The 15,905-nt window shown below is 72.8% G+C and carries 9 protein-coding genes; 6 read left to right on the forward strand and 3 right to left on the reverse strand.

Going from position 1 to position 15,905, the window contains the following annotated elements; genetic code table 11:
• Window positions 1–49 precede the first annotated feature (49 nt).
• The gene (locus ABT092_RS10890) at window positions 50–910 is read right to left on the reverse strand and encodes an ABC transporter ATP-binding protein (protein WP_351242169.1); all 861 of its coding nucleotides are present in this window, start codon (window positions 908–910) and stop codon (window positions 50–52) included.
• 182 nt (window positions 911–1,092) lie between these two features.
• Between ABT092_RS10890 and ABT092_RS10895 the strand changes: the two genes are divergently transcribed.
• Window positions 1,093–2,289, forward strand: a complete 1,197-nt coding sequence (locus tag ABT092_RS10895; protein ID WP_351242171.1) for an RNA-guided endonuclease InsQ/TnpB family protein — start codon at window positions 1,093–1,095, stop codon at window positions 2,287–2,289.
• 29 nt (window positions 2,290–2,318) lie between these two features.
• On the opposite strand, the gene ABT092_RS10900 is transcribed toward ABT092_RS10895, so the two are convergent.
• Window positions 2,319–3,461 carry a FecCD family ABC transporter permease gene (locus ABT092_RS10900; protein WP_351242173.1) on the reverse strand — a complete coding sequence of 381 codons (1,143 nt, stop codon included), beginning with the start codon at window positions 3,459–3,461 and terminating at the stop codon, window positions 2,319–2,321.
• 8 nt (window positions 3,462–3,469) lie between these two features.
• The gene (locus tag ABT092_RS10905; protein WP_351242175.1) at window positions 3,470–4,549 is read right to left on the reverse strand and encodes a FecCD family ABC transporter permease; all 1,080 of its coding nucleotides are present in this window, start codon (window positions 4,547–4,549) and stop codon (window positions 3,470–3,472) included.
• Window positions 4,550–5,758: 1,209 nt separating this feature from the next.
• Here ABT092_RS10905 and ABT092_RS10910 point away from each other — a divergent pair.
• Genes ABT092_RS10910 through ABT092_RS10930 form a run of 5 tightly spaced genes read left to right on the forward strand, consistent with a single transcriptional unit; the run spans window position 5,759 to window position 15,901 of the window.
• On the forward strand, window positions 5,759–7,180 hold the full coding sequence (locus ABT092_RS10910; protein WP_351242177.1) for an acyltransferase domain-containing protein: 1,422 nt from the start codon (window positions 5,759–5,761) through the stop codon (window positions 7,178–7,180).
• Window positions 7,177–13,377 (forward strand): SDR family oxidoreductase, encoded by a 6,201-nt coding sequence (locus ABT092_RS10915; RefSeq protein WP_351242179.1) that lies wholly within the window; start codon window positions 7,177–7,179, stop codon window positions 13,375–13,377. The genes ABT092_RS10910 and ABT092_RS10915 overlap by 4 nt, the downstream gene beginning before the upstream one ends.
• Window positions 13,378–13,395: 18 nt before the next feature.
• Window positions 13,396–13,968, forward strand: coding sequence for a beta-ketoacyl-[acyl-carrier-protein] synthase family protein (locus tag ABT092_RS10920; RefSeq protein WP_351242180.1), 573 nt, complete (start codon window positions 13,396–13,398; stop codon window positions 13,966–13,968).
• Window positions 13,926–14,414, forward strand: coding sequence for a 3-oxoacyl-[acyl-carrier-protein] synthase III C-terminal domain-containing protein (locus tag ABT092_RS10925; RefSeq protein ID WP_351242182.1), 489 nt, complete (start codon window positions 13,926–13,928; stop codon window positions 14,412–14,414). Before ABT092_RS10920 ends, ABT092_RS10925 begins: the two co-directional genes overlap by 43 nt.
• The gene (locus ABT092_RS10930; RefSeq protein ID WP_351242184.1) at window positions 14,411–15,901 is read left to right on the forward strand and encodes a cytochrome P450; all 1,491 of its coding nucleotides are present in this window, start codon (window positions 14,411–14,413) and stop codon (window positions 15,899–15,901) included. The genes ABT092_RS10925 and ABT092_RS10930 overlap by 4 nt, the downstream gene beginning before the upstream one ends.
• The last annotated feature ends 4 nt before the right edge of the window (window positions 15,902–15,905 follow it).

Below are 15,905 nucleotides of genomic sequence, written 5' to 3' on the forward strand. Positions count from 1 at the left end.
CCGGTTGGCTCCGTCCGCCGTCCTGTTCCGCTCAGCCGTCCTGTTCCGCTCAGCGGCTGAGCGGGATGACCAGGGGGCAACCGGTCTCCTCGTCGTGCCTGACCCGGGCGCGCAGCCCGAAGACCTCCGCCAGCATCTCCTCGGTGAGCACGTCCCGTGGCGTGCCCTGCGTGACGATGCGCCCTCCCTTCATCGCCACCAGACGATCCGCGTAGCGGGCCGCCAACGTCAGATCGTGCAGCACCAGCACCACGGTGCGCCCGACGTCCCGGTGCAGCGTCCGCACCAGGTCCAGAACCTCCACCTGGTGTGCCAGGTCCAGGTGGTTGGTGGGTTCGTCCAGCAACAGCAACTCGGTGTCCTGGGCGAGCACCATGGTGATCCAGACGCGTTGCCGCTGCCCGCCCGAGAGTTCGTCCAGGCTCCGCTCCGCCAACTCGTAGGTGCCGGTGGCCCGCATGGCCCGGGCCACGACCGCCTCGTCCTCGCTGGTCCAGCGCCGGTACCAGCTCTGGTGAGGATGCCGGCCCCGGGCCACCAGGTCGGCGACGCTGATTCCTTCGGGCGCCGCCGGGGACTGCGGCAACAGGCCGATCAGATGCGCGACCTGACGGGTCGGCATCCGGTGGATCGGGGTGCCGTCCAGCAGCACCTCACCGGCGCGTGGCTTCATCAGCCGCCCGAAGGCCCGGAGCAGAGTGGACTTGCCGCAGCCGTTGGGGCCGATGACCGCGGTGAACGAACCGTCCGGGATCTCCAGGTCGAGCCCCTCGATCACCGGGCGCTGCGCATAGCCCAAGGTGAGCCCCCGCGCTTGCAGCCGCACCGGAGCGGCATCCCCTCCGGCCGCCTTCCGCCCCCGTGACGGGGACACCCCTGTCGCCTTGCCCGGCTTGATGGTCCCGGTCATCGGAATTCTCCTTCGTGGATACCTCGTCCTTTAGGGCGGGGTGGGGGTACCTCCCGCTTGCGGGGGAGAAACGAAGCTCCTGCGGAGCAGGGCGGGGAAAGTCGGTTCGCCGCCAGGGCGGACAGGCGTTCACCCCCAACCACTCGCGCTCTGTCACAAACTGACGCGGTCACATGTGAACCATGAAGACCACCCACGTGAAGCGGGCGTTCAAGTACCGCTTCTATCCGACCGACGCGCAGGCAGCTGAGCTGTCCCGTACGTTCGGCTGCGTGCGGAAGGTCTACAACCTCGCCCTCGCCGCACGCACGGAAGCATGGACGCGGCAAGAGCGGATCAACTACAGCCAGACGTCGGCGATGCTGACGGCCTGGAAGAAGACCGGGGAACTCGCCTACCTCAACGACGTCTCCTCCGTCCCGCTCCAGCAAGCCCTCAGACACCTTCAGACGGCGTTCACCCACTTCTTCGGCAAGCGGACCAAGTACCCCCGCTTCAAGTCGCGGAAGAAGTCGCGGAAGTCGGCGGAGTACACCACCAGCGCGTTCCGGTTCCGGGACGGCGGGCTGACCCTGGCGAAGATGACGGAGCCGCTCGACATCGTGTGGTCCCGTCCGCTGCCCCAGGGCGCGTCGCCGTCCACGGTGACCGTGTCGCAGGACGCGGCCGGACGCTGGTACGTGTCCCTGCTGGTCGAGGATCCGGCGGTTCAGCCGCTCCCCGCCACTGACGCGGCCGTCGGTATCGACGTCGGGCTCGACCACCTGCTGACGTTGTCGACCGGGGAGAAGGTCTCCAACCCCCGGCACGAGCGGCATGACCGTGCACGTCTCGCGAAGGCTCAGCGGCAGCTTGCCCGCAAAGCCAAGGGTGACGGCGCCAACCGGGCCAAGGCGCGCCGGAAGGTCGCCAAGGTCTACGCCCGTATCGCCGACCGCAGATGTGACCATCTGCACAAGCTCACCACTCGGCTCGTTCGTGAGAACCAAACGATCGTGATCGAGGACCTCGCCGTTCGGAACATGGTGAAGAACGGCAGCCTGGCCCGCGCCATCTCCGATGCCGCGTGGTCGGAGTTCCGGAGCCTGCTGGAGTACAAGGCCCAGTGGTACGGCCGCGAAGTGATCGCGATCGACCGCTGGTTCCCCAGCTCGAAGCTGTGCTCCGCCTGCGGTGCCTTGCGGGACACGATGCCGCCGCACGTCCGCACCTGGACGTGCGACTGCGGGACGACCCATGACCGGGACGTGAACGCGGCGAAGAACCTTCTGGCCGTCGGGCTGACGGCGTCTGTCTGTGGAGCTGGTGTAAGACCTCAACGGAGTTCTCCGGGCGGGCAGTCGGCGACGAAGCAGAAAACGTCACGGCGCGAGCCGTGAGGATCCCCCTCGTTCACGAGGGGGAGAAGTCAAGAGGTACGCGCCTTTCCACTGCGGACGAGCAGGTAGAGCAGATAGGGCGCCCCGAGTGCGGCCGTCACCACGCCGACCGGCAGTTGCAGATCGCCGAAGGCGGTACGGCCCAGGACATCGGCCCACACGGTGACGGCTGCCCCCAACAGGCCCGAGGCGAGCAGCGGCGGCGTACCGGTGCGGGTCAGCCGCAGGGCCAGCTGTGGTGCGGCCAGTGCGACGAAGGCGACCGGCCCGGCCGCCGCGGTGGCGGTGGCGGTGAGGAGCACGGCGACGAGGAGCAGGGCCACCCGGGCCCCGGTCATGCGCACCCCGAGGCCCCGCGCGGTGTCCTCGTCGTAGACGAGGGCCCCGAAGGTGAAGGAGAGCATCAGGGCGACGGGCATCAGCGCGGCCAGCGCCAAGGAGGTGGTTCGGACGACGGACCAGCTGGTGCCCTGGTCGAGGCTGCCGTTGAGCCAGACCAGCGCCCGACCGACGTCCACGATGTCGGCCTTGACCAGCAGCCAGGAAAGCACGCTGCCGAGCACGGCGTTCACCCCGACGCCGACCAGCAGCACCCGGTAGCCGGAGATTCCGCGCCGCACCGCGAGCAGGTAGACGCCCAGGGCGGCGGCCAGGGCGCCACCCACGGCAGCGGTGGGAACACCGATGTCGGCCAGCGGGCCGCTGACGCTGCCGTAGGAACCGCCCAGGACGATCACGGTGACGGCGCCGACCCCGGCTCCGCTGGTGATCCCGAGGATGTCGGGGCTGGCCAGTGGGTTGCGCGCGATGCCTTGGACGATCGCTCCTGCCAGTCCGAGCGCGCCGCCCACCAGAACACCGAGCAGAGCGCGCGGCAGCCGTAGTTCGAAGATGACGAAGTCGTGGTCCGGAGTGCCCCCGCCCAGCAGCCGCAGGGCCACCTCCCAGGCGGAGAGGGAACTGCTGCCCCGGGCGGTGCTCACCACAACGGCCGAGAGGAGCGCTGCGGCGATCAGCAGCGGCACCAGGACCTGCCGGGGGCGCCAGCCGAGGGAGAGCGGGCCGGCGCGCAACGGTCGGCGGGCGAGAACGGCCGGCCGACGACGGGACCGGGGACCGTCGTGCTCGGCGGCGGTGTCCGCGGGTGCTGAGGAACGCGGTCCGGGCGTCATGGGAAGGGTCATGGCTGCACGGGCTTTCGGCGGCTCACCAGGTAGATGAAGACGGGGGCGCCGATCAGCGCGAGCATGATGCCGACCTGTAGCTCCCCGGGGCGGGCGACCAGACGGCCGAGGGTGTCGGCGAGGACCACCAGGGAGGCGCCGAGAAGACCCGAGTAGACGAGGATCCAACGGTAGTCGGGTCCGGTGAAGTACCGCGCGATGTGCGTGGAGACCAGCCCGGCGAAGCCGATCGGCCCGCAGACGGCGACCGCGGTGCCGGTCAGCACGGTGATGGCCGTCATGCCGACCGCCCGAGTGAGTCCCACCCGCAGGCCCAACGACCGGGCCACGTCCTCACCCAGTGACAGGGCGTTCAGCCCGCCGGCGTTGGTGGCGGCCAGTGCCAGACCCACCAGGATGAACGGGAGCATCTGCACGACGAGTTCCACCGGGCGGCCGGAGACGGTGCCCACCGTCCAGAACCGGTAGACCTCCAGAGCCTGTCGGTCGATCAACACCATGCCCGCGGTGAGTGCCGTGAAGAGGGCGTGCGCGGCCGCACCCGCCAGCGCCAGAGTGACGGGAGTGGCGCCGCCCCGAGCGAGGCGCCCCACCGAGTGAACCAGCAGGCTGGCCGCGGCGGCACCGAGGAATCCGAACCACACGTAGCCGTGGAGGCCGGAGACGCCCAGCAGGAAGACGGCGGCAACCACACACATTCCGGCTCCCGCGCTGATGCCCAGAACCACCGGATCGGCGATGGGGTTCCGGGTGTGACCCTGCATCAGCGCGCCGGCCACCCCCAACGCCGCACCGGCCACGAGCCCGAGCCAGGTGCGCGGCAGGCGCAGGTCCTGGACGATGACGTCAGCCTCCAGGCCCTCCGGACTCCACAGCCCGTGCCAGACCTGGCCTGGGGTGAGCGGCTTGGTCCCCAGGGCGATGGAGAGCAGCACGGCCAGCGCGACCACTCCCAGCAGCACGAGAAGCCCGGCCCAGCGACGGAGGCCGCCGACACCTGTCAGCCGCTGCCGCGCCGGTCGAACCTCCAGGGGGGGCCGGCGCGCGGAGCGCGCTTCGATCACGATCTCCTCCACCACACACAATGATCAACTTAGGTGAGCCTACCCTTACGTTGCTCTGTTCGGAAGGGGCGGCCCATCTGACGTCGGAGCAGGGTCCGTCCGGCCGGCCCCCACCTCCGGGAACGGATCGCGGCTCGAAGAGGCTCCGCTGTCCACGCCCCCACCGCTGAGCGCCGGCGCCCCGAGGGCGTGCGCGCCGCGCGCCTGGAGGGCCGCTCCCCGCCGCCCCCGCCCGCGACTGCGGCGTCCGTCGCGGTGGGAGCCGCGCGGCGCGTGAATGCCCCCGGCGCAGCGCAGGGAAATCACCATCCGAGAGCGCGGGGAGCGCGGACCCGTCGACTCGGGAAAGAAAGGCCCGGTTTCCGGGTGCCCCCGGAGCTGTGGACCGCAGAGGAGCTGTCCGGAGCCGTCACGCCATGGCCGACCGGACGGAACTGGCCACGGAACTGCTCGCCCAAGTCGGCGAGGTGTCGTCGAGCGAGTGCGGAGAGCCGCGGGAGTTGCGGGAGGAGGTGGCACGGGCTGCCCGGCAGGGTGGCCCGTCTCGTTCGCGACGGGTAGGACCGGACATTCTCCGTGCGCTGGTCGGTGCAGTTCCACGGCAGGTCCGTGCCGCAAGGCGGCCCCGGCGGCCTGTGCATTCCGCCTCTGCGTGGTGCTGCGGGTCGCCCTGCGCCGACGGTGCCGTGACGGTTCCGCCGCCTTCTCGCCGGGATCCCGACGGGCCGTTATCGGCCACGATCAAGGGTTCGATTGACGTCGAGGCTCCGGCCGTGAAAACTGAATTTTGATCCGCCTAGTTTTCTTCGGAACTCATCGAACGCCTCCTGTCGAGGGCCGGTCGAATGACGCCGGACAGCAGATCGGCGCCGGAATTCTGCCACCCCCTCGCGGATTTTCGCACAGAAATTCCATGGACCCCGTCCGAGTGAATCGGGCTCCCGACAGCGCAGCAAGAACCGACCGAATTCCTTCGACGTCGTGTCCGCGGTGGAGCGGGTTCCGACGGTCCGTCGAGCGCGGGCCCAGGGGCCGTGCCCACGGACCGCGTCGCCATCAACGGGTGAAGACGCACAGAGCGCGGGCGACCGCGCTGCGGCGGCACGGTGTGCCACCGCCACGTCCTACGCCCCCCCGGTATGCCGAGCGACGTCGTCGACGGCCAAGACCGAGATGAGAGTGATGTACGTGGTCGATTCCGTCTTTGTCATCCCCGGCACGGTGGCTGCCCCTCGGGGGGGCGTCCTCCGCGACCTCCACCACCGCTACGAGAGCGTACGGGAGGCACTCTCCCGCATCGACGAGGCGGCCCGGGAGTTGCAGTTGCCCGCGATCAGCCCCCGTCTGACCGGGCGGACCGAAGCGAGTGACCGGCGCGGTCCCGAAGTCCAGTACCTGGAGATCTTCGCCGTCACCCTGGCGACCCACCACATGCTGGTCGCCGAGGGCGTCGAGCCGGTCGCCATCGTCGGACAGAGCATCGGCGAACTGTGGGCCCTGGCCGCCGCCGAGCACGTGTCGGTGCAGGACGCGGCACGGCTGGCCGTCGCCAGGTCCCGGGCGCTGACCCTCCAGGGCTGGAGCGGGAAGATGCTCGCGATCGGTGTGGACGGGCGCCGCGCCGAGACGCTGGCCGGACTGGTCGACGACCCCCACCTCGTGCTGGCCTGCGAGAACGCGCCCCGGCAGAGCGTCGTCAGCGGGCCCGAGCCGCTGATCGCCCGCGTGGAGCGGGTGGCCGACGCGTTCGGTTGGTCCCATCTGCGGCTGGACGTCCCGCACCCCACCCACACGCCCGCGATGGCACAGGGGGCCCGGCTGCTCAGGGCCGACGCACCCCGCGTGCCCTACGGGGGCGGACGTTGGCGGGTACGCTCGCCCTGGCTGGGGCGAGACATCGGTGACGAGGACCCGGTGGACCTGGTGGCGGGCGCGCTCACGGCCCGGGTTCGGATGCTGCACACCATCCGCGAACTGCACGCGGCGGGCGCCGACGTCTTCGTGGAGTGCGGGGAGTGGCCCGTCGTCACCAAGTTCGTCGAGGCGTCCGTACCCGGCGTGCGGTGCCTGGTGCCACTGAGCGAGAGAGATCCCTGCGCGGCCGTACGGGCGTTGGCGGCGGACTCCGCCGCCGAGGGACCCCACCCGCCGCGCGCGCCGGAGCAGAGGGAGTCCGTGCGCCCGCCCGCCCCGCCGCGCCCCGCTCCGGTCGCCCACGACACCGCCTCCTCCCGCGCGGCGGAACCGAGGACCGTGACGATACCCGCGCCCGTGACCCTGGCGCCGTCGTCCCGCAGGGCCCCGGGGCCCGTCACCACGTTCGGCCCGGCCACCGCCGCACCCCCGTCCCCCGCCCCGGCAGCGTCCGGGGCCGCCGGACTCGACCACGAGACGGTGCTGGCCGAACTGCGCTCCATCTACGGTGACTTCCTCGGCTACCCGCCGGACCTGCTCGGCGAGGACGACGGGCTGGAGTCCGAGCTCGGCGTGGAATCGCTCAAGCAGGTCGTCCTACTCAAGCGGGTCTCCGAGCGGTACGAGCTGCCGGACCTGATCAAGAACACCTCTCTGCTCACCTCCGGCACCCTGGGCAGGATCGCGCGGGCGGTCACGGATTCCTGGGCGGAGGCCGCCGGGCGATGACCACCCTCGTGAGTCCCTCCGTCTCCCAGGGCGCCCTACGGGGCCGGATCGCGCTCGTGACCGGTGCGGCGAGAAGCCTGGGAGCGGACATCGTGCGCCAGTTGGCGCACGGCGGCGCCCATGTCGTCGTCAACTACTTCCACTCGGCCGAACGAGCGGCGCAGCTCCGCGCCGAGCTGGAACAGGACGGTCTCAGCTGCGAGTTCATCCGATCCTCGGTGGCCAAGACCGACGAGATCAACCGGATGTTCGACCTCGTCGAGGAGCGGCACGGCGCCCTGGACATCCTGGTGAACAACGCTGCGGGCGGTGCCTTCCTGCCGCTGTTCGACGTCGACGACGTCTACTGGCAGCGGGCCTGGTCCACCAACGTGATGGCGGCCTACCACTGCTCCCGGCGGGCCGCCGTGCTCATGGCCGGGCGCCCGGGTGCGAGCATCCTCTGCCTGTCCGCGGTGGGGGCGCACCAGCCGATCCCGGGGTACGGCCCGGGTGGCGTGACGAAGGCGGCCTTGGAGTCCCTGGTCCGCTACCTGGCGCTCGAACTGGCTGGATCGGGCATCCGCGTCAACACGGTGCTGCTCGGCACGGTGGCCAGCGAGATCTTCGACAACCTCGACGACCCCCGGACACTGCTCGGAGGGCTGCCCGAGGCACACGAGATGATGCGCCGTCGGCTCTCGACCCCGGAGGCGGCCCGGTTGATCGTCCACATGCTGCACGAGGACGCGGGCTTCATCACGGGTCAGACGATCGTCGCGGACGGCGGCATCAGCATCGCGGGGATGCAGGGAACCCGGCTCCGGAGCAGGTTCGCGGACCAGGTTTCCGCTACGGAACCCGCCCGGGCCGGAGCCAGTGCCCTCGTGGAGACCCACGCGGAGCGCGCCGGCGCGCCCGTCGAGCCCCCCGTCGACCTCCTTCCCGGACCCGGCCTCGGCCCCCCGGCAGCGCCCGTGGCCGCGCCCCCGACGGAGCCCCTCCCGGAATCCCCCGTCGGGACCGCGCCGCCGGACGAGGCCCCGGTGCCCACCGGTGCGGTCCCGGCGGGCGGGTCCGCACCGGACCCGGCGCCCGCCCGGGCCGCCGCGCACGGCACCTCGACCGCGGACGACCCCGGCGCCGTCGCCGTCGTCGGTCTCGGCGTCGTCCTGCCCGGCGCCAACGACACGGACGAGTTCTGGGAGCGGCTACGGGAGGGCGTTTCCCTCTTCAGCGAACCGTCCGCCTTCGACCTCGACCACTTCTGGGCCCCCACCCGGGAGATGACGGACGCCTTCTACGTGCGGGAGGCGGGGTACGTACACACCTTCGTACCGGATCCCGCGTCCACCGCCGAACCCGACGGGAACGCGGACCATCCGGGGCGCCCCCGGACGACCCGGTGGCTGCGGCACTGCGCGGTCCACGCACTGAAGGGGGTGCGGCTGCACCCCGCGGACCGGTGGTTCACCGCGACCACGGGCATCCACGACCAGACGGGGCTCGGACCCCAGGGGGTCGTCCTCGGCGACGAATACCGGCGCATGGTGCGCGGGGCCATCCCCGAGGGGAAGGACAGCGAGTGGCTGGCAGAGCTGGCCGACCACGCGATCAGCGCGTACTACGGCGGCGACGGCGGCGACCCGAAGGGCTATCTGCCCGCGTCCGTGGTCCGTGACGCGCTCCGCGGCCTCGCCCCGGACGACACCCAGCACCTCACCCTCGACGCAGCCTGCGCCAGCGGCCTGTTCGCCGTGGACGCCGCCGTCAAGGCGCTGCGCGAGGGCTCCTGCGACGTGGCGCTCGCGGGGGGCACCTCGATCATCGAACCGATCGGGTTCACCCTCTTCTGTCGGGCACAGGGCATCTCGATGAGCGGCCGGGTCCGTCCCTTCGACCGGTCGGCCGACGGCACGCTGATCGGCGAGGGCGCCGTCCTGCTCGTCCTCAAGTCCTACGCGCGGGCCGTGGCCGACGGCGACCGGATCCTCGGCGTGGTCCGGGGCAGCGGCCTCGCCGCCGACGGCCGGGGCAAGGGCATCCACGCGCCCGCCACCCGCGGGCAGGAGCAGGCGATCGCCCGTGCCTGGGCCGACGCGGGCGTGACGGCCGACGACGTCGACTGGGTGGTGGCCCACGGCACCGGTACGCCGGTGGGTGACGATACCGAGCTGCGGTCGCTGCTCGCCGGGCTGCCCGAGCACCGCGCACGGGCCTGTCTGCTCACCTCCAACAAACAGGTCTTCGGCCACACCGGGGTGCTGGCCGGTCTGGTGTCCCTCGCTCACGCGTTGGTGGCCCTGGAGCGGGGAACGGTTCCCGGGCAGCCCGCGGTCACCGACCCGCACCCGCTCCTGGGCGACGGGACGCGCCTGACGGTGCCGGTGGACGACGTGCCCTGGCCCGCGTCGGACGAACGGCCCCGGGTGGTCGGGGTGTCCTCGTTCGGACTCGGCGGTGCGGACGCCCACGTGGTCCTCTCGGACCGAGCGGCCCCAGCCGCCCCCGCCGGGCGGCGCGGCCCCGGTCCCGACGCGGCGGCGGAGGAACTGGTCGTCGTGGGCTGGAGTACCCGCCTCCCGGGTCTGGACACCGCGTCGGTGCCCGCCTGGCTGGGCGGTGGGGGCCCGCGCCCCGAGGCGTGGTTCGGCTCCCCGTACCCCCTGCCGTCTCCCCGTGAGGTCCGCATCCCCCCGCTGACGATGCGGCACATGGACGCGGCACACCTGATGATGCTGGAGGCCCTGCGTCCGCTGCTCGACGGGCTGGGAGAGGCGGGCACCGGCCTGCGGCCCGCCACGGCGGTGATCGTGGGCTCGGCGCTGCCGACCACCCACAACACCCGGGCCGCCCTGCGGGTGCACGCCCGTGAGTGCGCCGACGCGCTGGACATCCTGCCCGACCCCGAGGTGGTCGGAACGCTCAGGGAGTACCTGGCGAAGGGCATGGCGGAGGCCGAGGGGGTCATCCCGGGCGACCTGAACGAGGACGACTTCACCGGGGCGGTCTCCTGCATCCTGTCCGGGCGGGCCGCGAACTACTACGACCTGCGGGCCTTCGGCACCAGCGTCTACTCCCACCGGGACTCCGCGCACACCGCCGTCGACCTGGCCCTGCGCCAACTCCGGCACCAGGCATGCGACCTGGCCCTCGTCGGCGCGGTCTGTCTGCGCCCGATCAGCGGCTGGGACCGGCATCTCTCCGGTCTGGTGCCGGAGGGCAGGACCGTGGCGGAGGGCGCGGCCGTCGTGGCGGTCGCCCGGCGCTCCACCGCCCGGGAGCACGGCCTGCCGATCCTGGGAACGCTCTCGGCCCCGGTCGACGGAGCCGGGTCAACGGACCCGGTCATGCCCGCGCACACCCTGCCCGTGCTGGCGGACGCAGGTCACACCTACCTGTCGCTCGACGCCCTGCTCGCGGTGGTCCGGGGCGTCGTCACCGCAACGGCCGCGACGGTGGCTCCCGCCGCGGCCGGCTCCCCGCTGATCCGGTTCACGCCGCCGGGTGCGTCGGAACCGGCGAACGGTACGCCGGACAGCCGGGCCACCGCGAGCGTGCCCGTCTCCGCCGCGCCGAGGGAGACCCTCGGCACGGCTCCCGGTGAACCGGTGGATGACGCGTTCCGCCTGGAACGAGCCGCTTCCGAGGAGGAGTTCACCGGTCGACGGCAGACCATCGCGCTCGTCCCGACGGTCCCTCCCCCCGCTTCGGGGGACGGAGGGGCCATCCCGTCCGGCACGGTGGTCCTCACCGACCTGCCGGAACTCGCGGTGCTCTCCACCGGCCCCGACACCGCCGTCTGGTCGCCCGGACCCGGTGTCGCAGGCACCTGCCACGTCCCGCCCGAGGAGGCGGCCGAGGCCCTGGCCGGGCTGCCGTTCATCCCGCGCCACGTCAGGATCCTCACCCGGCTCCCCGACCACGACGGCACCGACGATCCGCCCGGGGCCGCCCGCCTCGAAGACCTCCAAGACCTCGCCTTCACCACCCTCCAGGCGGCGCTACCGGCCCTGCGGTCCGGTGGTTCGCTCAGCGCACTGCTCCTGGGCGCGGGTCCGGACGCGTTGCCCCCGCCGCTGAGCGGCCTGTTCACCGGACTGATCCGCTCCGTCCGGGCCGAAGTGCCGCAGTGCGAGGGGATCGCCCTGCTCAGTGACGCGACGGACCCCGCCACCGCGCTGGAGTTGCTGGCGCGGGCGGCGGCGGTCCGGGTGCCGACGCACACCGTCGCCTGCCGAGGGGACTCCTGGTCCGTCCTCGCGGCCGCGGACGATCCGGCGCCACCAGTCCCGGCGAGCGCGGCCGCGCTGCCGCCCGGCGGGGTCGTGGTCGCCTTCGGCGGCGCCCGGGGCATCACCCCGGAACTCGTTCACGCGGTCGCCCGCGCCACCGAACGCCCGCACGTGTACGTCATCGGCCGCACACCGCCGTCGGAGTCCGGAGAGCCCCTGCCGTCCCAGGCCGAGTTCATCCTCGCCGGGCGGCGCGAGCACCCCGGCGTGCCGGTGCGAGAACTGCGCGACCGCTACGAGCGGGCCCTGGCCCGGCTGGAGGTGCGCCGGACGGTGGACCGGCTCGTGGAGGCGTGCGGTCCCGGCCGGGTGCACCACCGGATCTGCGACGTCCTCGACGCCGACCGGACCGCCGCCGTGCTGCGGGAGGTCCTGGACCGGCACGGACGGATCGACCTGCTCGTGAACTCCGTCCTCGACCTGCGGTCACGCGCACTGCACGCCAAGACGCTGACCGACTTCCGGGCGGTCCGCGCCACCAAGGCGACCGGGTACCGCACCCTCAAGCGGGCCCTCGTCGGGCACGCGCCCCGGATCTGGTGCAACTTCAGCACCCTCGCGACGGTCGCGCCCGCGCCCGGCGACATCGACTACTGCGCCGTCAACGAGTACCTCGCGTACGCGAGCGCCCGCGCCCACCGGGACGCCCCCGACGGCCACCAGGAGACCGCGATCCTGTGGAGCGGCTGGCGGGAGGTCGGGGTCGCCAGCACCGCCACCATGCGGGAGACCCTCAAGCGCAACCGGATGGACGCATACATCAGCACCGCACAGGGACGCGCGCAGTTCCTCTCGGTCCTGGCGCACGCTCCAGCCGGCGGGGTGACCTTCTTCGCACGAGACGAGGAGCGCGCCCTGCTGGGCGGCCGCGGGATCGAGCTTCCCGGCCCCGGTGCGGGCGGTCGCCGCCCCGGCCCGGGCCCCGGCGCCGTCCTCGCGCCGCCGCTCGCCCCGGACGCGCCGCCGCCCGCCCCACCGGACCCGGCGCTGGCCTCGCCGCTGCTCGACGGCGTCCTCCACCGGGGGCGCGACTGGGCCGTCTTCACCAAGACCTGGGACCCGCGGACCCACGCCGAGGGCGACGGACGGTGGATGCGCCACCACCGGGTCAACGGCGAGCACACGCTGCCCGGCACCTTCGTCCTGGAGGCGGCTGCGGCCGCCGCCGCCGTCCTGCGCCCCGGGCTCGTCGTCACCGGCTTCCGAAACCTCGACTGCCGCTCCTCGGTCACCGTCAGGGCCTCGGGGCCACCGCGCACCGTCACGGTCGAGGCCCGGGTGGTGGATCAGGGGCGCGACCGAGCCCGCGTCGCCGTACGGATGACGGCACACCGCGTCGGTCAGAACGGGAAGGTGCTGCGGTTCAACGACCCGCTGTGCGGAACGACGGTCCTCCTCGCAGACCGCTTCCCCGAGCTCCCCACGCCGCCGGACGTCTCCGCCCACCGGCCGCAACCCTGGTTCGCGGTGCCCGTCTACGGCCCCGACGCGCCGATCTCACTGACCGGTCCGTTCGCCGGAACCCACGACCACGCCCGGGGGCCGGACGGCAACAGCGCCCGGTTCGCCCTGGACCACGAGACCTGGGCCCCGGTCCTGGCCGGGACGACCGTCCCGGCGATCCTGCTGGACGCCATGGTGCACCTGCTGCTGCTCCCGCCCCCCGGCGGCAGCCCGCCCGCGTTCGGCCCCATGGCCGGGCTCGACGCCGTCGACCTCGGCGGCCCGGGCAACGACTGCGAGATCGGAGCGGAACACCCCGGTGTCCGGCTGTACGGCGGCTACGCCGACGGCGTCCTGACCGCCACCTCCGACGACGGGCGGGTACTGGCCCGGATCAGCGGGGTCAGCGCGCACGCCCCGGACCACAGCGGCACCCTGCTGCGACCCAGGTCCGGCGCACCCCAGCCGTCCCTCTCCTAACGGCCCGAGGAGGCAACAGTGTTGTGGCGGGACATCTCCATCGCCGGGACCGGCTCCTGGATCCCCCCGATCAGACCCGACCGGGACCCCTGGAGCGGACCGGTTCCCGGACGGCCTTCGGCGGCGGCGCTCAACGGCTTCACGTCGTCCGCCGTCGCGAAGGACACCACGGCCACCCAGATGGCGACCAGGGCCGGGCTGCGCGCGGTGCGGCACGCGGGCGTCACCCGCGAGGACCTGAGCCTGCTGGTGCACGCCAACTTCCAGGACGAGGAACACTTCACGCCCGGGACCTATCTGCTCCGCGTGCTCGGCGGCCGGGACACCGCCGGTCTCGAACTCGGAGCCGCGAGCGACGGCGGCACGGCCGCGCTGGTCACGGCGGCCGACCACCTCACCGCGCGCCCCGCGGCGCGGGCCGTCCTGGTCACCGCCGGCGCCCGGTTCCCCGAGGGGCACGGTGGGGGCACGTCCGGGACGACGGCTACGTGGCCGGTGACGCCGGGGCCGCCGCCGTCCTCACCCGGGGCCCCGGTCTGGCCCGGCTGGTGGCCACCTCACAGGTCACCGAGCCGTACCTGGAGGTGCTGACCCGGGCCTCCCCGCACACCGGCAGGCACTTCCGCCTGGAGGAGACCGGGCTGGTGCCCCACGTCGACACCCTGCGCCGGGGCACCCGGCGCGGCATCGAGAACGTCCTGGACGAGGCAGGGGCGCGACCGGAGGACATCACCCGGGTGGTGCCCATCGCGATCGGGGCGGTCGTGCTCGACCTCGTGCTCTCCGACACCCCGCTGGGCATCCGCGCCGACGACACCAGTTGGACCTTCGGACGCCACCTCGGCCACGCCGGTCCGTCCGACGCCCTGCTCGCCCTCGACCGGCTGTTCCGCTCCGGCCCCCTGCGGGCCGGGGATCGCGTCCTCGTCGTGAGCTTCGGCTTCGGCTTCCGCTGGACCACGGCGCTGCTGGAGGTCACCCGCGACGCGGGGCCCCCGGCGGCGGCCCGTACCACCCCTCGGGAAGGGCATTCATGACCGATACGACCACCGTGACGGCGGCGGAGGTGCCGCTCGCCCCCGGCGCCCTGCCGCTGCTGGGCCACGCGCTGCCCCTGCTGCGCGATCCGCTCGCCTTCATCTCGTCGCTGTCCGGGTACCGCAGGATGGTCCGGGTCCGGCTCGGCCCCAGCACGGCCGTGATGGTCTGCGATCCCGCCCTGACCCGGCAGGTGTTCCTCAACGACCGGGTCTTCGACAAGGGCGGCCCGATCTACGACCGGATCAGCGAGGTCATCGGCGACGGCTTGTCGACCTGCTCCTACACCCTGCACCGGCGGCAACGGCGGCTGTGCCAGCCGTCGTTCCACCCCGGCCGCATCACCGGGTACGCGGCGGTGTTCGCCCGCGCCGCCGAGGCGAGGGCGGCTTCCTGGGAGGACGGAGACGCCCTCGACATCACCCAGGAGATGATGACGCTGACGACCCGGGCCACCATGGAGACGATGTTCAGCGGCGCGCTGTCGGCCGAGACCATGAGTCGCTCGCTGGCCGACACCGCCGTCATCGTCTCCGCCTTCTTCCGGCGCATGATGGTGCCCGGCCCGCTGCGCGAGCTGCCCACCCCGAAGAAGCGCCAGTACGACGACGCCCGGGAGCGGCTCTCAGCCACCATCGCGGAGATCGTCGCGGAGCGACGGGCCGATCCGGCGGATCGGGGAGACCTGCTGTCCACCCTGATCGCGGCGGTGGACGAGGAGAGCGAGGAAGGCAAGCGGCAGCTTGACGACTCCGAACTGGCCGACGAGGCCCTGACGTTCTTCCTCGGCGGGATGGAAACCACCGCCATCACCCTGGCCTGGGCGTTCCATCTGCTGGCGGTCAACCCGGAGGTGCAGCGCCGCCTCCAGGACGAGACCGACCGGGTCCTCGGCGGCGGGCGGCTCGATCCGACGCGGGTTCCCTCGTCCGGCCTCGCCTCCCGGGTGGTGACGGAGACCCTCCGACTGTATCCGCCGGCCTGGATGATGACCCGCACGCTCCGGGAGGACGCCGTCCTCGGCGGGGTGCTGCTCAAGGAGGGCAGCACCCTCGTCCTCAGCCCCTACCTGCTGCACCACCGGTCGGACCTCTATCCGGATCCCGAACTGTTCGACCCGGACCGTTGGCTCGACGGCCAGCCGGACCGGGCCGCCTACATCCCGTTCGGCGCGGGCCCCCGCAAGTGCATCGGCGACCAGTTCGCGCTCACCGAGGCGGTGATCGCCCTGACCGCGGTCGTCGCCCGCTGGGAGCTGCTGCCCGCGGGCGAACAGCCCTTCCGGCCCAAGGTGGAGACCAGCCTGAGCTCGCGCGGGATGATCCTGAGGCTGCGTGAGCGGCGGCCGTCCGGTGGGCCCGGCAGCGCGGCGGACGACCGTCCGGCACGGCCCCCCTCCGGGTCCGCCCCGCCGGACGCGCCGGAGGACGGCCCCTCGCCGGGCCTGCCGGACGACGTGGGCTGCCCCGTGAAGCACCAGGAGTGACGCC

The organism is Streptomyces sp. NPDC002490 (assembly GCF_040296045.1).
GTDB lineage: Bacteria > Actinomycetota > Actinomycetes > Streptomycetales > Streptomycetaceae > Streptomyces.

Bases quoted from the DNA above. Each gene is read 5' to 3' on its own strand.
- ABT092_RS10890 (WP_351242169.1), bottom strand. From the start codon at position 910: ATGACCGGGACCATCAAGCCGGGCAAGGCGACAGGGGTGTCCCCGTCA.
- ABT092_RS10915 (WP_351242179.1), top strand. From the start codon at position 7,177: ATGACCACCCTCGTGAGTCCCTCCGTCTCCCAGGGCGCCCTACGGGGC.
- ABT092_RS10900 (WP_351242173.1), bottom strand. From the start codon at position 3,461: ATGACGCCCGGACCGCGTTCCTCAGCACCCGCGGACACCGCCGCCGAG.
- ABT092_RS10930 (WP_351242184.1), top strand. From the start codon at position 14,411: ATGACCGATACGACCACCGTGACGGCGGCGGAGGTGCCGCTCGCCCCC.
- ABT092_RS10895 (WP_351242171.1), top strand. From the start codon at position 1,093: ATGAAGACCACCCACGTGAAGCGGGCGTTCAAGTACCGCTTCTATCCG.